17 protein-coding genes are annotated in these 18,212 nt (G+C 64.1%); 11 read left to right on the top strand and 6 right to left on the bottom strand.

Going from position 1 to position 18,212, the window contains the following annotated elements:
• Positions 1-24 precede the first annotated feature (24 nt).
• The 7 genes from JAO75_RS06535 to JAO75_RS06505 all read left to right on the top strand — a co-directional run bounded on the left by JAO75_RS06535 (position 25) and on the right by JAO75_RS06505 (position 7,430).
• A complete protein-coding gene (locus tag JAO75_RS06535) occupies positions 25-1,524 on the top strand; it encodes an ABC transporter substrate-binding protein (protein WP_199047684.1) in 1,500 nt (499 codons plus the stop codon).
• Positions 1,525-1,600: 76 nt separating this feature from the next.
• Entirely contained in the window at positions 1,601-2,548 is a 948-nt protein-coding gene (locus tag JAO75_RS06530; protein WP_199047683.1) for an ABC transporter permease, read from the top strand.
• The gene (locus JAO75_RS06525; RefSeq protein ID WP_199047682.1) at positions 2,545-3,420 is read left to right on the top strand and encodes an ABC transporter permease; all 876 of its coding nucleotides are present in this window, start codon (positions 2,545-2,547) and stop codon (positions 3,418-3,420) included. The genes JAO75_RS06530 and JAO75_RS06525 overlap by 4 nt, the downstream gene beginning before the upstream one ends.
• A gap of 25 nt (positions 3,421-3,445) precedes the next feature.
• Positions 3,446-5,239 (top strand): gamma-glutamyltransferase family protein, encoded by a 1,794-nt coding sequence (locus JAO75_RS06520; protein WP_199047681.1) that lies wholly within the window; start codon positions 3,446-3,448, stop codon positions 5,237-5,239.
• Between the two features lie 12 nt (positions 5,240-5,251).
• Positions 5,252-5,974, top strand: coding sequence for a DUF1028 domain-containing protein (locus JAO75_RS06515; protein ID WP_199047679.1), 723 nt, complete (start codon positions 5,252-5,254; stop codon positions 5,972-5,974).
• A 78-nt stretch (positions 5,975-6,052) separates the two neighbouring features.
• A complete protein-coding gene (locus JAO75_RS06510) occupies positions 6,053-6,904 on the top strand; it encodes a sulfite exporter TauE/SafE family protein (RefSeq protein WP_199047677.1) in 852 nt (283 codons plus the stop codon).
• A gap of 46 nt (positions 6,905-6,950) precedes the next feature.
• Positions 6,951-7,430: an opioid growth factor receptor-related protein gene (locus JAO75_RS06505; RefSeq protein WP_199047675.1), complete on the top strand. Its 480-nt coding sequence runs from the start codon at positions 6,951-6,953 to the stop codon at positions 7,428-7,430.
• Between the two features lie 13 nt (positions 7,431-7,443).
• Here the strand turns inward: JAO75_RS06505 and JAO75_RS06500 are convergent, their stop codons facing one another.
• The 6 genes from JAO75_RS06500 to JAO75_RS06475 all read right to left on the bottom strand — a co-directional run bounded on the left by JAO75_RS06500 (position 7,444) and on the right by JAO75_RS06475 (position 14,561).
• Complete coding sequence (locus JAO75_RS06500) at positions 7,444-8,967, bottom strand: carboxypeptidase M32 (protein WP_199047673.1); 1,524 nt, start codon at positions 8,965-8,967, stop codon at positions 7,444-7,446.
• Positions 8,968-8,982: 15 nt separating this feature from the next.
• Entirely contained in the window at positions 8,983-9,987 is a 1,005-nt protein-coding gene (locus JAO75_RS06495; RefSeq protein WP_199047671.1) for an ABC transporter ATP-binding protein, read from the bottom strand.
• Entirely contained in the window at positions 9,939-10,958 is a 1,020-nt protein-coding gene (locus JAO75_RS06490; protein ID WP_199047669.1) for an ABC transporter ATP-binding protein, read from the bottom strand. The genes JAO75_RS06495 and JAO75_RS06490 overlap by 49 nt, the downstream gene beginning before the upstream one ends.
• Positions 10,955-11,866: an ABC transporter permease gene (locus tag JAO75_RS06485; protein ID WP_199047667.1), complete on the bottom strand. Its 912-nt coding sequence runs from the start codon at positions 11,864-11,866 to the stop codon at positions 10,955-10,957. Before JAO75_RS06485 ends, JAO75_RS06490 begins: the two co-directional genes overlap by 4 nt.
• Positions 11,863-12,837 (bottom strand): ABC transporter permease, encoded by a 975-nt coding sequence (locus JAO75_RS06480; protein WP_199047665.1) that lies wholly within the window; start codon positions 12,835-12,837, stop codon positions 11,863-11,865. The genes JAO75_RS06485 and JAO75_RS06480 overlap by 4 nt, the downstream gene beginning before the upstream one ends.
• Before the next feature lie 143 nt (positions 12,838-12,980).
• Entirely contained in the window at positions 12,981-14,561 is a 1,581-nt protein-coding gene (locus tag JAO75_RS06475; RefSeq protein ID WP_199047663.1) for an ABC transporter substrate-binding protein, read from the bottom strand.
• Positions 14,562-14,657: 96 nt separating this feature from the next.
• Between JAO75_RS06475 and JAO75_RS06470 the strand changes: the two genes are divergently transcribed.
• The 4 genes from JAO75_RS06470 to JAO75_RS06455 are packed head-to-tail and all read left to right on the top strand — an operon-like array spanning position 14,658 to position 18,194.
• Positions 14,658-15,734, top strand: coding sequence for a GntR family transcriptional regulator (locus JAO75_RS06470; RefSeq protein WP_199047661.1), 1,077 nt, complete (start codon positions 14,658-14,660; stop codon positions 15,732-15,734).
• Positions 15,731-16,426, top strand: coding sequence for a creatininase family protein (locus JAO75_RS06465; protein WP_199047659.1), 696 nt, complete (start codon positions 15,731-15,733; stop codon positions 16,424-16,426). The genes JAO75_RS06470 and JAO75_RS06465 overlap by 4 nt, the downstream gene beginning before the upstream one ends.
• Positions 16,426-17,442: a ketopantoate reductase family protein gene (locus JAO75_RS06460; RefSeq protein ID WP_199047657.1), complete on the top strand. Its 1,017-nt coding sequence runs from the start codon at positions 16,426-16,428 to the stop codon at positions 17,440-17,442. The genes JAO75_RS06465 and JAO75_RS06460 overlap by 1 nt, the downstream gene beginning before the upstream one ends.
• Positions 17,439-18,194, top strand: a complete 756-nt coding sequence (locus tag JAO75_RS06455) for an SDR family NAD(P)-dependent oxidoreductase (RefSeq protein WP_199047655.1) — start codon at positions 17,439-17,441, stop codon at positions 18,192-18,194. The genes JAO75_RS06460 and JAO75_RS06455 overlap by 4 nt, the downstream gene beginning before the upstream one ends.
• Positions 18,195-18,212: the final 18 nt, after the last annotated feature.

Genomic DNA, 18,212 nt, shown 5'->3' with positions numbered 1-18,212 from the left:
GAGGATCATTGGAGGACGACACAAATGAAGAAAAGACTGCTCCTAGCCATCGCCGCCGGGCTCCTTGTGAGCACTGCGGCCTCCGCGCAGACCCTGCGCATCGGACTGAACGAAGACCCGGACGTGCTCGATCCCCATCGCGCACGCACCTTCGTCGGCCGCATCGTGTTCACGTCGCTCTGCAACAAGCTCGTAGACATCACTCCCGACCTGAAGTTCACTCCGGAGCTCGCCACCGAATGGGGCTGGGGCGACGACGGCAAGTCCCTGACCTTCAAGCTGCGCCCGGGCGTGAAATTCCACGACGGCGAGCCTCTGAATGCAGCCGCCGTGAAGGCCAATATCGACCGCGCCCGGACCCTGCCGGACTCGCTTCGCAAGAGCGAGCTCAGCTCCGTCGAGAGCGTGGACGCCGTCGACGACCTGACCGTGAAGATCAATCTCTCCCGCGCCGATGCGACCCTGCTCTCGCAGCTCTCGGACCGCGCCGGCATGATCATGTCGCCGAAGGCACTGGCTTCTGCCGATTTCGCTCAGAAGCCTGTCTGCTCGGGTCCGTACAAGTTCGTCGAGCGCGTGCAGAACGACCGCATCGTGCTTGAGAAGTTCGCCGACCACTGGGACGCCAAGAACTTCAACTTCGACCGTATCGTGTTCCAGCCCATTCCGGACACGACCGTGCGCCTCGCCAACCTGCGCTCCGGCAACCTCGACCTGATCGAGCGTCTCGCGCCGAGCGACGTCCCGGCCGTGAAGAGCGACGGGAACCTGGTCTTCGCGCCGGTCTCGGGCATCGGCTACCAGGGCCTGACCATCAACACCAACAACGGCGAGCGCGCCAAGTCCCCGCTGGGCCGGGACAAGCGCGTCCGTCAGGCACTTGAGCTCTCCATCGATCGCAACGTGATCAACGAGGTGGTGGGTCAGGGCATCTTCCCGCCGGCAGGACAACCCTTCCCGCAGGCCAGCCCCTACCACAATCCGAAGTTCGCCCCTCCGGCGCGTGACGTCGCCAAGGCGAAGCAGCTCCTGAAGGAAGCCGGCGTCGATCGGGTGAAGCTTGAGCTCACCTTCGGCACCAGCACCACGACCCAGCAGATCGCCGAGATCATCCAGGCCATGGCGGCCGAGAGCGGGTTCGACATCACGTTGCGTCCGACCGAGTTCGCCGCGATGCAGAAGGAAGCACAGGCGGGCAACTTCGACGTCAACGTGATCGGATGGTCCGGCCGCGTCGATCCCGACGGCAACATCCACCCGTTCGTTTCCTGCAAGGGCGCCCTGAACGACGGCAAGTACTGCAACGAGCAGGTCGACAAGCTCCTGAACGAAGCCCGCGTCATCAACGACGAGGCCAAGCGCAAGCAGCTCTACGATCAGGCTCAGGAAATACTGAAGCAGGACCTGCCGATCATCTACACCTACTACCAGCCCTGGCCCTTCGTTCAAACGAAGAAGGTTCAGAACTTCAAGCCTTACCCGGACGGCATGATCCGTCTGAAGGGCGTCAAGTTCGGGTCCTGATCGACTAAAAACCTGCGTGCCCGGTCGATGAGACCGGGCACGCTCCTCCCTTCTCTGATGCGGGATTCTTGGGCTGATGCTGCGCTACATCGGACGACGAATACTGATTGCCATCCCGACCCTGATCATCGTGTCGCTGCTGGTCTTCGCCCTGCAGAAGCTCCTGCCCGGCGATCCGGTTCTCACCATGGCGGGCGAGGAGCGCGACCCTCAGGTTCTGGCCTTCCTGCGCGAAAAGTATCGCCTGGATGATCCGATCCCGGTCCAATACTTCGCCTGGATCGGTTCGGCTCTGACGGGCAATCTGGGCATATCGCTGCGCACCGACATTCCGGTTCTCGATCTGATCATGAGCAAGCTCCCGGTGACCCTCGAGCTCGCCATCATGGCCATGATCGTGGCTCTTGCCATCGGCATCCCCGCCGGCATCATCTCTGCGGTGAGGAAGGGGACCGCCGTCGACTACACCGCCAATGTGATCGCGCTCTCTGGCCTGTCGATCCCGAACTTCTGGCTCGGCATCATGCTCATCATGCTGATCTCGGTGCGCTGGCAGCTCCTGCCCGCATCCGGCTATGTGCCCCCGACCGAGGATCTCTGGCTGAACATCAAGACCATGATCATGCCGGCCTTCGTGCTCGGCACAGGTCTGGCCGCCAGCCTCATGCGCCATACCCGCAGCGCCATGCTCGGCGTCATGCGCTCCGACTATATCCGCACGGCACGGGCCAAGGGACTTCTGTCGCGCAAGGTCATTCTGAAGCATGCCCTCCGCAACGCCCTCGTGCCGATCGTGACCCTCTCGACGCTGCTCTTCGGCGAGCTGCTCGCCGGAGCGGTCCTGACCGAACAGATCTTCACCATCCCGGGCTTCGGCAAGCTTATCGTCGACGCGGTGTTTAATCGTGATTACGCCGTCGTGCAGGGTGTGGTGCTCTGCACCGCCGTCGGGTTCATCTTCATGAACCTCCTGGCGGATGTCCTTTACGTTCTCGTCAATCCCCGCCTGAGGCACTCAGCATGACCGCTACAGCCGCTGTCGCCGACGATGTCGCCCTGCCGAAGAAGCGCAGCCGTGTGCTCTCCAAGTTCCTGAAGAACAAGAGTGCCGTCGTCGGCGGGGCCATCGTGCTGTTCTTCATCCTGGCTGCGGTCGTCGGGCCCTATCTTGCCCCCTACGACCCGATCAAACCGAGCTTCACGAGCATTCGCAAGCCCCCATCGGAGCTGTTCTGGTTCGGCACCGATGAGCTGGGGCGTGACATGTTCTCCCGCATGCTCTGGGGCGCACGCGCCTCCATCATGGCCGGTGTCGTGTCGGTGTTCATCGCCATCGCGCTCGGCGTGCCCTTCGGTCTGATCGCCGGCTACTTCGGCGGCTGGATCGACGCCAGCATCTCTCGCGCGACCGACGCCATGCTGGCGATCCCGTTCCTCATCTTCGCCATTGCGCTCGCGGCCTTCCTGGGTCCCAGCCTCACCAATGCGATGATCGCCATCGGTCTTTCCGCCATGCCGATCTTCATCCGCCTCACCCGCGGACAGGTGCTGACCGTAAAGGCGGAAGACTACGTGGAAGGAGCACGGGCCATCGGTCTCCCGGACTTCTGGATCATGGTGCGATACGTGCTGCCCAACGTGCTGCCGCCGATCCTCGTCCAGGGCACGCTCACCATCGCCACCGCCATCATCGCAGAGGCGAGCCTCTCCTTCCTCGGGCTAGGCCAGCAGCCGCCGAACCCCTCCTGGGGCTCCATGCTCAACACGGCCAAGAACTTCATGGATCAGGCGCCCTGGATGTCGATCTTCCCAGGCTCGGCGATCTTCCTGATCGTGCTCGGCTTCAACCTTCTCGGCGATGGCCTGCGCGACGCGCTCGATCCCCGCGAACAGTAAAAACACGCAACATCGGATAAAAGACATGTTTACGACACGGCCCGAGATCCTCGGCACCTTTGGCATCGTCACCTCGACCCATTGGCTCGCGTCAGCGGCCGGCATGGCAATGCTGGAAAAGGGCGGCAACGCCTTCGACGCCTGCGTCGCCTCAGCCTTCGTGCTCCAGGTGGTAGAGCCGCATCTGGTTGGCCCGTCGGGCGAAGTCCCGGCCGTGTTCTACTCCGCCAAGACCAAGAAGGTCGAGGTGCTCTGCGGTCAGGGCACGGCGCCGATGGGCGCTACCATCGAACATTACAAGCGTGAGGGCCTCAAGCTCATCCCTGGTAACGGCATGCTCGCCACCGTGGTGCCCGGCGCGTTCGATGCCTGGATGCTCCTGCTGCGCGACCATGGACTTCTCTCGCTCAGAGAAGTGCTGGAGCCTGCCATCTACTATGCCGAGCAGGGACATCCCCTGCTGCCGCGCGTAGCCGACACCATCAAGGGCCTGAAGGAATTTTTCGAGACCGAGTGGCCCACCTCCGCTGCGGTCTACCTGCCGGGCGGTGAGGTCCCTAAAGCTCGCCAGCTCTTTCGCAACCCGCAGCTCGCCGATACCTGGAAGCGCATCATCCGCGAGGGGGAAGCCAAGGGGAGCGACCGCGAGGCGCAGATCGAGGGCGCGCGCAACGCCTTCTACAAGGGCTTCGTGGCCGAGGCCATCGATGCCTTCGTGCGCAAGACGGAGGTGATGGACCAGAGCGGCTCGCGCCACCGCGGCGTGCTCACCGCCGACGACATGGCGAAATGGCAGGCGTCCTACGACGCGCCGCAGACCTACGAGTATCACAATTTCCGGGTCAACAAGATCAGGCCGTGGGGCCAGGGGCCCGTCTTCCTGCAGACGCTGGCGTTGCTGAAAGGCTTCGATTTGGCCGCCATGGGGCCGACCAGCGGCGCGTTCGTCCACACGGTGACTGAGGCCATGAAGCTCGCCTTTGCGGACCGCGAGGCCTATTACGGCGACCCCGACTTCATCGATGTGCCGATCCAGACGCTCTTGTCGGACGCGTACAACAACGAGCGCCGCAAGCTGATCACCGACAAGGCCTCCCTGGAGCTGCGCCCCGGTCGCGTCGAGGGTTACGAGGCCCAGGTCGAGCGTACCCTGAAGGCGCTGCGCGAACTCTCCACCACGGACAAGAAGGTCTCCGGCGGTGAGCCAACACTGGCCTCAATGCGCTCGGCCCGGCGCGGCGACACGGTGCATATCGACGTCGTCGACCGCTTCGGCAACATGATCGCCGCCATGCCCTCCGGCGGCTGGCTCCAGTCCTCGCCGGTCGTTCCGGAACTCGGCTTCATGCTCAACTCCCGTGCCCAGATGTTCTGGCTGGAAGAGAACCTGCCGGCGAGCCTTGCGCCGGGCAAGCGCCCGCGCACAACGCTCACGCCTACCCTCGCTGAGAAGGACGGTGAACCCTACATGGTGTTCGGCTCCCCCGGCGGCGACCAGCAGGAGCAGTGGCAGATGCTCCTCTTCCTGCGCCATGCCCATCACGGGCTGAACCTGCAGGAAGCCATCGACCTGCCCATGTCGCACACGGCGCATTTCCCGTCCTCCTTCTACCCCCGCGAGCAGAAGCCCGGCCATCTCATGGCCGAGGAGACCTACGGTACGGAGGTGCTCGACGATCTGCGCGCCCGCGGTCACGAGGTCGAGGTCGCGCCGGCCTGGACGGTCGGACGCCTCGTGGCGGCAAGCCGCGACAAGGACGGCCTGCTGCACGGCGCCGCCACGCCGCGCCTCATGCAGGCCTATGCGGTCGGACGCTGAGGAGCACGGATCATGACCTGGTCGATCATCGCGAAGGATCCCGAGACCGGCTCGTTCGGGGTTGCCGTCACCACCAAGTTCTTCGCCGTGGGAGCGCTCTGCCCCCATGGCACGGCGAAGATCGGGGCACTTGCCACCCAGGCGCTCGTCAATCCGCTCTACGGCACGGACGGGATGCGGTTCCTGGCCGAGGGCCGAAGCGCAGAGGAGATCGTGGCGGTTCTCACCGCACAAGATCCTGGACGGGAATCCCGCCAGCTGCACGTAATCGACCGGGACGGCAGGACCGCGGCCCATACGGGCCGGGAATGCGTCGATTGGTGCGGGCATCTCACGGATGAGAACGTGTCCGTGGCCGGCAACATGCTGGCCGGGCCGACGGTGATCCAAGCCACCCTCGACACCTACAAGCGCCGCATGGACCTGCCCTTCGCCGACCGGCTTCTGACTGCGCTCGATGCGGGACAGGCCGAGGGCGGCGACAAGCGCGGCAAGCAATCGGCGGCGCTCAAGGTCTGGCGCGACGAGTCCTACCCGATGCTCGACCTGCGCATCGACGATCACCCGGAGCCCCTGGACGAGTTGCGCCGGCTCTACGGCGTTGCCCATGAACGCTTCCTGGCCTTCATGGACGCCATGGCGACCCGCGCGAATCCCGGCGGCGTCACGGACCGGTCCTGGATCGACCAGAGGGCGCGGGAGTACCAGGAGCGGCTTGCCGGAAGCGCCTCTTAAGGCACTTCCGCAACACCCTCACTTGCCGTAGGGCCGAAAAGATCCTACGGCCGTTCTGCTTTTGAAGGTGACCTTCCGATGTTCGGCATACCTCTCTTCGACTTGGCCTGGCTCGTGGTTGCGCTCCTGGTGGCTGGCGGCATCACCGGTCTGCTGGCGGGCGTGTTCGGCGTCGGCGGCGGTGCGGTCGCCGTGCCGATCCTCTACGAGCTGTTCCGCATCCTGGAGGTGCCCGAGGAAGTGCGCATGCCGCTCTGTGTCGGCACCTCGCTTGCCATCATCATCCCGACGTCGATCCGCTCCTTCTCTGCACACAAGGCCAAGGGCGCAGTCGACATGACGATCCTGCGCATCTGGGCCGTGCCTGTGGTGCTCGGTGTGGTCATCGGCAGCGTCATCGCACGTTATGCCCCCGCCGACCTGTTCAAGGCGGTGTTCGTGGTCGTGGCAGGCCTATCCGCCATCAGGTTGCTCTTCGGCAAGGATACGTGGCGCTTCGGCCTCGACATGCCTGGAAAGCCCATCATGATCGCCTATGGCTGGCTTATCGGCATCCTCTCGGCGCTGATGGGCATCGGCGGCGGTCAGCTCTCCAACCTGTTCATGACCTTCTACAACCGCCCGATCCATCAGGCGGTGGCGACCTCGTCCGGTCTCGGCATTCTCATCTCGATCCCCGGCGCCATCGGCTACATCTACGCCGGCTGGCCGCATATGGCCGATTATCCCGACGTGGTCGCTTTCCAGCTGCCTCTGGCCCTTGGTTACGTGTCGCTCCTCGGCTTCGTGCTCTTCATTCCTACCAGCACCTGGATGGCACCCGTGGGAGCGCGCCTCGCGCACCGCCTGTCCAAGCGCCGGTTGGAAGTGGCGTTCGGCATCTTCCTACTGCTCGTCTGCGCCCGCTTCGCCGCAAGCCTCCTCACTTGAGCCATGAACACCCTCCAATCTGCAACGCCAGATAGGAGGTGGCACAATGGCTGAAGCAACGGCAGGGTCTCTGCATGCCTTCCTTGCTGGCGTGGGGCGGGACGGTCGCGGACGCTCGGTTGCCGATGTGCTCGCCTTCTCGGACGACGAGCTGGAGGCTGTGCATGACTACATTCAGTGGCTATTTCCGCTCCCGACCCGCAGCGCGGCTCAGCCGCACTCCCCTGTTCTGACGCAAGCCGAAATTGAAGCGATCAGAGCCGATCCGCGCTCGATCGAGAGCCTGAAGAAGGCAACCGAACGCATGCTGCAGTTCTACCGGGAAACACACTGGTGGCTCACAGCGCACGACCATAATCACCTGCGGATCACCCGGATCCTCCACAGCCTGAGGCTGCTTGTCGGCCCCATTGAGGCAAGGGCCTTTTATGGGGTGATCATCTCGCTGCACGAGGCGGCTGGAGCCCCCATCAACACCCGCAGCCTGCACTATTGGGCAGAGGCTGCGGGCACTCCCGGCTCTTGAGCGGCCAAGGCACTTAGGAAGCGTACTTGTTCCGCAGATACGCGAGGTAGGGCGCCGGATCGAGGCGGCGCCCCGTTTCCCGCTCCAGCAGCTCATCGCGCATGAAGCGGCGCCCGTGCTGCCAGATACGGGTGCGAAGCTCCTCAGCCAGAACGCCGTAGTCACCGGCCTCGATAGAGGCATCGACGGACGGGTTCTGCTGGCGCAGGGTCTCCATGACCTGTGCTCCCATGACATTACCGATAGTGTAGGTCGGGAACGAGCCGATATAGCCGGTCGACCAATGAACATCCTGCAGCACGCCCTTGGCATCGTTCGGAACGGTCAGGTCGAGATCGCGCTTGATCGCGGCATTCCAGGCACCGGGGAGGTCGGAAACCGGAAGCGAGCCGTCCATCAGCGCGCATTCGATATCGACGCGCAGCATGATGTGGAGGTCGTAAGTCAGCTCATCCGCCTCGACACGGATGAAGCCGGGCTCCACGCGCGTGACGGCGCGATAGAACTCCTCGGCGCTCACATCGCCGAGCTGATCGGGGAAATGCCGCTGCAGGCCCGGGAAGTGCCGCTGCCAGAACGTGCGGCTGCGGACGATATGGTTCTCCCAGAGGCGCGACTGGGACTCGTGGGCGCCGAAACTGGTGCCGCCGACCGCGTAAAGTCCCACGAGGTCCGTTGCCAGGGCCGTGCGGGTATAGGCGGGGTCGACGCCCTGCTCGTAGAGTCCGTGGCCGACCTCGTGGGCCGTGCCAAACATAGATGCGGGAAGATAGTTGCGGTTGTAGCGGGTGGTGATCCGCACGTCGTTGCGGGTGAAAGACACCTCGAACGGATGAACCGTGGTATCGAGGCGCCCACGCTGGAGATCATAACCAAGCTTCTCGGCGAGGCTCAGGCCAAAGGCGCGCTGCCCTTCCTCGGGAAAGTCGCGAAACAGAAAGTCCGATCGCGGCTGCGGCCGGGAGCGGGCGGCGTCGAGGATCGGCAGCAATCCATTACGCAGCGTGGAGAACAGCGCCTTGAGGCTCGCGGCGGTCTCTCCCGGCTCGTAGATCGACACCATGGCGTCATAGGGATGCTCCGACCAGCCGATGCAATCGGCATAGGCACGGGAGAGCTCGACCGTCTTGGCGAGATAGGGCTCGTAGATCGGGAACTCGCTCTTCGCCCGTGCCTCGATCCAGGCAGACTGCGCCACGGTGCGTAGAGCCGCCCGTTCCTGGATCAGGGATGCCGGCACGCTGCGATGGTGCTCGACCGCGTGCCGCGTCTGCTCCACCATGCGCCGCTCGGCCGCGTCCGCCGGTACTCCTTCGAGGGCCCGCTCGGCTTCCTCGAGCGCCCTTTCCGTCTCGGGTGCGAGAAGAAGGTCGCGTGCGACACGGGTCAGGGTCGCGATTTGATGACCGCGGGTTTCCGCGCCACCGGCGGGCATCATCGTCCGCGAATCCCATGTGAGCAGGGACGTTGCGTTCAGCACGTCGTTGACAGCGGCAATGCGCTCCCGGAGCGCTGCGAAGGAGGCTTGCTGGGTCATGGTCGATCTCTGATCTTATTCGGTGCCGCCGGTGTTGAGATGGCAGGCGGAGAAGCGGCCGGGCCCGATGGCGGCCAGCGGCGGAGCCTCGCGCTTGCAGCGCGGACCGGCAAAGGGGCAGCGGGGGTGGAAGTGGCATCCGCTCGGCGGATTGAGCGGAGATGGGATTTCGCCCGCGATGGGGCGGAAGTTCTTTCGGCCCACGCCCACCCGAGGAACGCTTTCGAACAGCGCTCGTGTATAGGGGTGGTTGGGCTTCGCATAGAGCTCACTCGTGGGCGCCAGCTCCACGATGCGCCCGAGATACATGATCGCGACACGGTCGGAGACGTGGCGCACCACGCCGAGATCGTGGCTGATGAAGATGCCCGTCAGGTCGAGGTCCCGGCGCAGATCCATGAACAGGTTGAGCACCTGAGCCTGGATCGAGACGTCCAGCGAGGCTACGGGCTCATCGAGCACCAGGAGATCCGGCTTCATGGCGAGCGCACGCGCAATGGCAATGCGCTGCCGCTGCCCGCCGGAGAACTGGTGCGGGAACCGCCGGCGGTAGCTCGGGTCGAGGCCGACACGGCCGAGCATGTCGGCCACGTAGGAATCGGCCTCCCGCGACTTGACGATATTGTGCGCGACCGGACCCTCGGCCACCGTATCGCCGATGCGGATGCGCGGGTTGAGGCTGGCAAACGGATCCTGGTGGATCATCTGAACGCGCGTCGTCAGCTTCTGCGTGCGCCGACCCTGCTCTTTCGCAACGGGCGCATTGCCGAACAGGATCTTGCCGTCACTGGGCGTATAGATCCCGGCGATCATGCGCCCGAGCGTCGACTTTCCGCAGCCGGACTCGCCGACGAGGCCCACGACCTCGCCTTTGCCGACGCTGAGGCTGACATCCGTCACGGCACGGACGACCTCGGTCGTTCGGCCTGCGCCGAGAAGGCCTGCGATCCTTTCCCCGAGATTGGGGTGCTTTACGAAGCGCTTCGATACGTGGTCGATGTCAAGGAGAGCGGCTGGCATGAAACGGGCTCGATCGGGTAATGGCAGAGGGCGGTGCGTCCGTCCTCGAAATGCTGGACAGGCGGCGTGGTGGTGCAGGCAGGCCCTGCTTTGGCGCAGCGAGGCGCGAAGGCGCAGCCTTGCGGGAGGTTGGCAAGAGACGGGGTCGATCCGGGAACCTGCGGCAGCTTCGTGCCGGGCTCGTGCTCGGCCGGCACGGAGGCCAGGAGCCCTGCCGTATACGGGTGGCGCGGCGACGCGATGACGTCCGCCGCCGGACCGCTTTCGACCACGCGTCCCGCATACATCACGCAGATATCGTCGGCGAGGCTCGACACCACGGCAAGATCGTGTGTCACCCACACGAAGGCGGTGCCCGTCTCATCGGCGAGACGGCGCACCTCTGCGAGGATCTGGCCCTGAATGGACACGTCGAGAGCCGTCGTCGGCTCGTCGGCGATGATGACCGCCGGGCTGTGCAGGAGCGCGATTGCGATGGCAACGCGCTGGCGCATGCCGCCGGAAAGCTGATGCGGGTAAGCGTCGAGACGCTCCTCCGGGCTCGGAATGCCGACCTTGGCCAACGCATCACGGGCCCTGGAGCGGGCCACCTTGCGGGAGACCTTGTCGTGCGCCCGCACGGCAGCGATCATCTGCGTCCCGATCTTGAGAACCGGGTTGAGCGTCATCATCGGGTCCTGGAAGACCATGGCGATCTGAGCACCGCGGACCTGACGCATGGCATCACCCTTGAGGCGGGTGATATCCTTGCCGTTCAAGAGAACCTCGCCGCCGGCGACTTTTCCGGGGGGCTCGATCAGGCCGAGGATCGAATAGCCCGTGACGCTCTTACCGGAACCGGACTCGCCGACGAGGCCGAGGATGCGGCCGCGGCCGACCTCGAAGCTGACGCCGTCCACGGCCTTGAGAACGCCGCCCCGGGTCTGGAACTGCGTCTGAAGGTTATTGACGCGAAGAACTGCACCACTCATCGGCTGCGCCTCGGGTTCAGAACATTGCGGACCTGATCGCCCACGAGGTTGATGGCGACCACGGTCAGCATCAGTGCGATGCCCGGATAGATCGAGATCCAGTAGCGGCCCGACAGCAGAAATTGGAAGCCGTTGGAGATCAGGGACCCGAGCGAAGGCTGGGTGAGCGGCAGGCCAAGCCCCAGGAAGGACAGCGTCGCCTCGAGCGCAATCGAATTCGCCACCTGCACCGTAGCCACAACGATCAAAGGCGGCAGCGCGTTGGGGAGCAGGTGTCGAAACAGCACATGGCGCGCCGGAAGCGGTGTCGAGAGCGCGGCCTCGATATAGTCCTTGCGCCGCTCGGCGCTCGCCGCACCGTGGGTCGTGCGGGCAAAGTAAGCATATTGCGCGGCAACCAGAGCAGCGACGAGTTGCATCAGCCCCTGCCCCAGCATGGCGACGAGGACAAGCGCCAGGAGGATGGCCGGCAGAGAGAGCTGCAGGTCGATGATGCGCATGATCAGCGCCTCGATGCGACCGCCGTAATAAGCCGCGATGAGGCCGATTGTCGTGCCAAGGATCAAGGCCAAGCTGCCGGCCATGACGCCGACGATCAGGCTGGTGCGCAACCCGTAGAGGATGGCAGAAAAGAGGTCGCGCCCGGCGGCATCGGTGCCAAGCCAATGCACATAGCCGCCGGAACCAACCTCGCCGGGCTCGAGCCGCGCATCGAACAGGTCGAGGGCTCCCTGGTTGTAGGGATCCTGCGGTGCTACGAACGGCGCAAGAACCGCCATGAGCACTACGACCACCACGACGATCAAAGCAGCCATGGCGACGGGGCTCTGCCGGAAATCCGACCAGAAGTTGGAAAACCGGGTCCAGCCGGTTTCCGCCGGCAAGGCAAGGACAGGAGAATGGCTCATGACGCGGCCTTTACGCGGATTCGGGGATCGAGCTGGCCGTAGATGAGATCGACCACGAGATTGATCATGACGAAGAGGAACACCACGAGAATGAGGTAAGCGACCATCACAGGGCGGTCGAGCACGGTGATGGAGTCGATGATCAGCTTGCCCATTCCGGGCCAGTTGAAGACTGTTTCCGTCACCACCGCGAAGGCAAGGGTCGAGCCAAGCTCGAGGCCGAAGACCGTCACGATGGGAATCGAAATGTTCTTCAGCACATGCAGGCTCACGACCTTGCCCTCGGAGAGGCCCTGCGCCCGGGCGAAGCGCACATAATCGGAGCTCATCACCTCGACGGTGCCGGCCCGCGTCAGGCGAATGAGGAGACCGAGCTTGAACAGCGCGAGGTTGAACGCCGGCAACAGGATGTAGCTCCAGCCCTCCAGCGACGTGATCGACAGGTTCATGCCGAGCACTTCCGTCGTCGGCCCGCGGCCACCCGAGGGAAGCCAGCCGAGTTCGACCGCGAACACCATGATGAGGAGAAGGCCCACCCAGAAGCTCGGCACACTGAAGCCGAGCACCGAAAAGCCCATGATGGCTTTGGCGGAGAGTGAGTCCGGCTTGTAACCGGCCCACAGACCGAGAGGTATTCCAAGGCAGGTGGCGATCAGCATCGCCGTCAGCGCGAGTTCCAGAGTTGCCGGCAGGCGCGACAGGATCAGGTTGAGCACCGGCAACCGGTAAATGAAGGACTCACCCAGGTCGCCGTGGAGCATGTTGTTCATGAAGATGAAGTACTGCTCGAACAGGGGCCGGTCGAAGCCGTAGCGCTGGATCAGCGCCTCGCGCAGCGCCTGGTCGGATGCCGGGTCGATCATAACGTCGATCGGATTGCCGATGGCGTAGACGCCGAGGAACACGATGATCGACATGGCGATCACGACCATGAGAGCCTGCAGAACGCGTTGAATGAGAAAACCGATCATGCTGTCTCGTGAATGGACTTCAACCTGGGGAACCAGGCGGCTGCGGCCCGGCGCTCAACGAATATCAACAATGAAAAGCCGGAGGGAAAGCTCTTTCCCTCCGGAGGATATCAGCCGGGGAGACCCGGCTGACTTTGTCAGGATCAGCTCTTCGGCTTGATCTCGTAGGCCAGGGTTTCCTGATCGACCCGCGGCGGGATGGTCACCGTATCCTTCTTGGCAGCCCACACCGTCTGGATCTGCACGGTCGGGATCAGCGCGCGATCGTTCATGGAGACTTCCGTCACCTTCTCGAACAGGGCGCGACGCTTCGCGTCGTCCATCGTACGGGCGCCTTCCTGCAGCAGCTTGTCCACCTCGGGGTTAGAGTAGCCCTGCTTATTGAAGGCGCCGAGACCAACCTGCGGATCCGCCGTATGAACCAGCGAACCATAGGTGTAGCTCGCCTCGCCGGTCAGCGTGCCCCAGCCGCTCATCCAGAGGGAGAACTCGCCCTTCTGCTGAGCCGGGAAGAACACGGTGCCGTTGAGGGCGTTCGCGTTCACCTTCAGGCCGGCGCGAGCCCACATCTGCGAGAGCGCTTCGCACACCGCCGCATCGCCCGGGAGGCGATTGTTGGTGCAGTGGAAGTCGATCTCGAAGCCCTTCGGGTAACCTGCATCCGCAAGAAGCTGCTTCGCCTTCGCGAGATCGTACGGACGCTCGGGCAGGTTCTTGTTGCCGCCGAAGAAGGTGGCGGGCATCAGCTGGTTGGCCGGGCGCCCCAGCCCCTCGAGCACGACGCGCACGAGCGTCTTGCGGTCGATGGCGAGATCCATGGCTTCGCGAACCTTGGGATCACGCAGCGGGTTGGCGTCGATTTCCTTGCCGTCGACCTTGACCTTCTTGGGCAGGGTCTCCTTCACGTTGGGCGTGAGGTTCAGGAAGTAGACCGAGTCGGCCACGAACGTGTCGACCGACTTGTCCTTCTGCATGGCGGCATAGTCGGTGGCCGGCACGTAGTTCACGAGGTCGACCTGACCGGACTTGAGCGCTGCCATGCGGGCCGGATCGCTCGGAATTTCCTTGCGAACCACCTTCTGCCAGGGTTGCTTGCCGCCCCAGTAGTTGTCGTTGCGCTCCAGGACGAGATCGCCCTTCGGCTCCCAGGAGACGAACTTGTAGGGACCTGTGCCGATGGCAGCCTTGCCGGAGTTGAACTGCTCGTTGCGAGCGTCCATGCCGATGGACTTCGACACCACGAAGAGGCGGATGAAGTCGTTCGGAAGGGTGGGCGCCGGAGCCTTCGTCTTCACATGCAGGGTGTACTTGTCGGCGACCTTCGTCTCCGCCACCTGCTTGGTGTAGATGGTCATGCTCATGGGGCCGGTGACGACCGGGATGCGGTCGATGGAGAACTTCACGTCCTCGGCCGTGAGCTCCGATCCGTCGTGAAATTTCACGCCTTCACGGATCTTGAATTCCCAGGTCGTGTCGTCGATCGGCTTCCACGAGGTCGCGAGACCAGGCTTCAGACCCAGGTTCTCGTCGGACATGACGAGCGTATCGAAAATGTGGCGCAGAGCTTCCGCCTGGCTGCCCAGGGTCGACCAATGCGGGTCGATGGAGTCCGGACCGGCGCGCAGACCCATGGTCAGCGTTTGCGCCGATACGCCGCCGCTCAGCACGGTGCCGAGGACGAGAGCTGCTGCGAGTGTTCCACCCAGCTTGAAGTTTTGTTTCAATTCACTTCCCCTCTTGCTAAGACCCTGGCTTTTCGTCCAAGGTGTTCTTATCGATTAGAACGGTAGGTCACCCGAACAAGAAAAGTCAACAGCACCTTGCCCAAACTCCAATCAGCATCTGACGCTTATGAAGGCATCCGTTATAGTGAAACGGAACAGAGCCCGGATGAGCGGATTCTTGCCAACCTTGCGGGGGCGCTCGATCGCACTCTCCCCGTCCCGCTTGGCACGCAGCTGCGTGGGCTGATCGAGTTCGGGATCGCGCTGGGTGAACTGCCGACCGGTCAGCGCCTGCCGTCCGTGCGTGAGCTGGCGGAGCGGGCGGGCATCGCGCACATGACCGTTGCGACGGTCTACAGGGAATTGCGCGAGTCGGGGCTCATTGAAGCGAAGCCCGGGGCCGGCACCTATGTGGGAGACGGGCACAACAGCAACGGCGTGCGATCCCTTGCCATTCGGAAGATCCAGCGCCGCGTCGAAACGCTCTTCAACGAGGCCGAGCAATTGGGCCTTGCTCCATCGGTCGTGTCGTCCCTCGTGAATGCCCGCGCCGCGCGTGGTCCGACGCCGACGCGGCCGCTGCGCCTCGTCATGGTCGGCAACTTCATCGAGACGACCCAGCAATATGCCAATCGCATTCAGGAGCATCTCGGCCCTGAGGACACCATCGTGGTCACGACGGTGGACGCTCTGCATGCGGGCGAAACCTTTCCCCTGCCCTGCGACATCTGCGTGACGCTGGCGCATCGCCGCGGCGAGGTCGAGCACCTCGTGCCGAGCGGCATCCCGGTCGTCGGACTGAGCTTCATCCCTGCCGAGGAGACACGAGGAAGGCTCGCGATGATCGACCCCATGGCGCGGGTCGGGATCGTATCGATCTTCCCCGAGTTCACTGCGCTGATGAAGCCCGGTGTGCTGCGGTTTGCCCCTCACGTGTCCGAGGTGGACGTCCGCCTCATCACGGCTCCGGATCTGGCAGCCTTCCTGTCTCAGGTCGATGTGGCCATCTATGCCAGCGGCGCGGAGGCCGCTGTCAGGAAGTTGCTGCCGCCCGGGCGGCAGGCCATGGAATTTCGCTATGTGCCGGACCCGCATGCGATCCGCGCCACGCTGCTGCCCGTGATCGAGCGCCTGCGCTCGTCCATCGTGTCTCAAGAGGAAGTGCCTTCATGAAAATCAGTGAGATGAACTGGCTTCAGGTGGAAGAATACCTGAAGACGGATGATCGCGCCGTCGTCCCGCTGGGCTGCACGGAGCAGCACGCCTATCTGAGCCTCTCGGTCGACAGCATCCTGGCTGAACGCGTGGCCTCCGAAGCCGCTGCACCGACGGGCGTTCCGGTGTTCCCGGTTCAGGCCTATGGCATCACGCCCTATTTCATGGCCTATCCCGGCACGATCTCCCTGAAGGCCGACACCTACCTGCGGATCATCACGGATATTCTCGATTCCCTGAAGCGCACCGGCTTCCGCCGCGTCCTCTTCGTCAACGGCCATGGCGGAAACACGCCGGGCCATACGGCGGCCATCGAATGGATGGGCGAAAATCCCGAATGCCGCGTGAAGTTCCACAACTGGTGGAACGCTCCTCGCACCTTCGAGAAGGTGAAGGAGATCGATCCGGTCGCGTCGCATGCCTCCTGGATGGAGAACTTCCCCTGGACGCGCCTCCCCGGCATCGAGCAGCCGTCCCACCAGAAGCCCATGGTCGACCTGGATCGAATGCGGACCTTCGGCCCTGAGGGCGTGCGCGAGATCCTGCAGGACGGCAATTTCGGCGGATACTTCCAGCGGTCCGACGAAGACATGAACGCCATCTGGTCGGTGGCCATCGACGAGACCCGCGCGCTGATCGAGAACTGGTGATGAACGAGAATACGATCCTGATCTGGGGCGCTGGCGCCATTGGCGGCACCCTTGGCGCCTATTTTGCCCGTGCCGGCGAGGATGTGCTGCTCGTCGACATCGTCGAGCCGCATGTGGAAGCGATGAAGCGCGACGGCGTTTTCATCGAAGGTCCTGTGGAGACCTTCCGCCAGCCCGTGAAGGCCGCGTTGCCCGGTGAGGTGACGGGGCAGTTCAAGCGCATCATTCTCGCGGTCAAAGCGCATCACACCCGCGAGGCTGTCCGCGCCCTCAAGCCGCATCTGGCGGAAGGCGGCACCGTCCTGTCCGCCCAGAACGGATTGAACGAGATCATCATTGCCGAGGAGATCGGCGCCGAGCGCACGATCGGATGCTTCGTCAACTTCGGCGCCGACTGGCTGGAGCCTGGGCGCATCCTCTTCGGCAACCGCGCTGCCGTTGCGGTCGGCGGGCTCGACGGACAGACCACCGATGCGATCCGCGACTATCACCGCCTGCTCTCGATCTTCGAGCCCAAGGCGGTGCTCACCGACAACATTTGGGGCTATCTCTGGGGCAAGCTCGGCTACGGCTCCCTGCTCTTCGCGACTGCCCTGACGAATGCCTCCATGTCGGAGAACCTGGCGTCGGAGCGTCACTTCCCGGTCTATCACCGCCTCGGCCAGGAAGTGATGGCGGTCGCGAAAGCCCGCGGCGTGAAGCCTCTGGGCTTCAATGGTTTCGATCCCGACGCCTTCATGCCGGGAGCGGACGAGGCGGCCGCAAGGCGCTCCGTCGCCGACATGGCCGAGTTCAACCGGCACACGGCGAAGACCCATTCCGGCATCTGGCGCGATCTCGCCGTGCGCAAGCGCAAGACCGAGGTCGATGCGCAGATCGCCATCATCGGTGCCCTCGGCCAGGAGGCGGGCATCCCCACTCCGGCCATCAACAAACTGGTTGCTCTGATCCACGACATCGAGGACGGCCGCCGCCAACAATCCTGGTCCACCCTCGACGAGATGCTCACCCTATGAAACTCGACTTTACCAACCGCCGCGTCGCCGTCACCGGAGCCGCACAGGGCATTGGGCGCAACATCGTCCAGTCCCTCGCGGCCGAGGGTGCTCAGGTCTGGGCTCTCGACCTGGACGAAGCCGGTCTGCGCGTTGCTGCGGAGGCGGGCGCCAAGGCAACCCGCACCCTTGACCTCGCAGATCGCGCCGCCGTGGCGGGCGTCTTCAGGGACATGGCGGAGGCGCTCGGCGGCATCGACATCCTCGTCAATTGCGCCGGGGGCGTCCGCGGTCAGGTGGCGAGGCCCATCGAGGAGGTGAGCGAGCAGGATTGGCTGGTTCTGTTCGAGGCCAATGTGCATGGCGCCTTCTGGTGCTCGCAGGCGGCGGCTCCGCACATGAAGCGCGGGAAGTTCGGCCGCATCGTCAACATCTCGTCCGGCGCCGGGCTGCGCCCGAGCCTCACGGGCATTCAGGCCTACACGGCCTCGAAGCATGCGCTCGTCGGCCTGACAAAGCAGCTCAGTTTCGAGCTCGGCCCCTTCGGCATCACGGTGAACAGCGTGGCGCCCGGCTTCGTGCTGTCGAATCCTGCCACGCAGCGGCAGTGGGAGAGCTACGGACCGGAAGGTCAGGCGCGCCTGGTGGAGAGCATTCACACCCGCCGCCTGGGATATCCGCAGGACATCGCCAACGCCGTGATGTTTCTCGCCTCGGACGAGGCGGCCTGGATCTCGGGGCAGATCATCTCCGTAGACGGCGGGCGCTCCTGAACCGCACCGAACCGCAGA

This window comes from Microvirga splendida, assembly GCF_016427565.1.
GTDB classification, from domain to species: domain Bacteria; phylum Pseudomonadota; class Alphaproteobacteria; order Rhizobiales; family Beijerinckiaceae; genus Microvirga; species Microvirga splendida.
The sequence above is the reverse complement of the archived record's forward strand: the minus strand, read 5'-3'. Positions and strand labels throughout refer to the sequence as shown.

Coding starts and splice junctions, on each gene's coding strand:
- JAO75_RS06495 (WP_199047671.1), bottom strand. CDS start 9,987: ATGCCAGCCGCTCTCCTTGACATCGACCACGTATCGAAGCGCTTCGTA.
- JAO75_RS06480 (WP_199047665.1), bottom strand. CDS start 12,837: ATGATCGGTTTTCTCATTCAACGCGTTCTGCAGGCTCTCATGGTCGTG.
- JAO75_RS06505 (WP_199047675.1), top strand. CDS start 6,951: ATGGCTGAAGCAACGGCAGGGTCTCTGCATGCCTTCCTTGCTGGCGTG.
- JAO75_RS06500 (WP_199047673.1), bottom strand. CDS start 8,967: ATGACCCAGCAAGCCTCCTTCGCAGCGCTCCGGGAGCGCATTGCCGCT.
- JAO75_RS06525 (WP_199047682.1), top strand. CDS start 2,545: ATGACCGCTACAGCCGCTGTCGCCGACGATGTCGCCCTGCCGAAGAAG.
- JAO75_RS06455 (WP_199047655.1), top strand. CDS start 17,439: ATGAAACTCGACTTTACCAACCGCCGCGTCGCCGTCACCGGAGCCGCA.
- JAO75_RS06520 (WP_199047681.1), top strand. CDS start 3,446: ATGTTTACGACACGGCCCGAGATCCTCGGCACCTTTGGCATCGTCACC.
- JAO75_RS06510 (WP_199047677.1), top strand. CDS start 6,053: ATGTTCGGCATACCTCTCTTCGACTTGGCCTGGCTCGTGGTTGCGCTC.
- JAO75_RS06530 (WP_199047683.1), top strand. CDS start 1,601: ATGCTGCGCTACATCGGACGACGAATACTGATTGCCATCCCGACCCTG.
- JAO75_RS06535 (WP_199047684.1), top strand. CDS start 25: ATGAAGAAAAGACTGCTCCTAGCCATCGCCGCCGGGCTCCTTGTGAGC.
- JAO75_RS06485 (WP_199047667.1), bottom strand. CDS start 11,866: ATGAGCCATTCTCCTGTCCTTGCCTTGCCGGCGGAAACCGGCTGGACC.
- JAO75_RS06465 (WP_199047659.1), top strand. CDS start 15,731: ATGAAAATCAGTGAGATGAACTGGCTTCAGGTGGAAGAATACCTGAAG.
- JAO75_RS06515 (WP_199047679.1), top strand. CDS start 5,252: ATGACCTGGTCGATCATCGCGAAGGATCCCGAGACCGGCTCGTTCGGG.
- JAO75_RS06460 (WP_199047657.1), top strand. CDS start 16,426: ATGAACGAGAATACGATCCTGATCTGGGGCGCTGGCGCCATTGGCGGC.
- JAO75_RS06490 (WP_199047669.1), bottom strand. CDS start 10,958: ATGAGTGGTGCAGTTCTTCGCGTCAATAACCTTCAGACGCAGTTCCAG.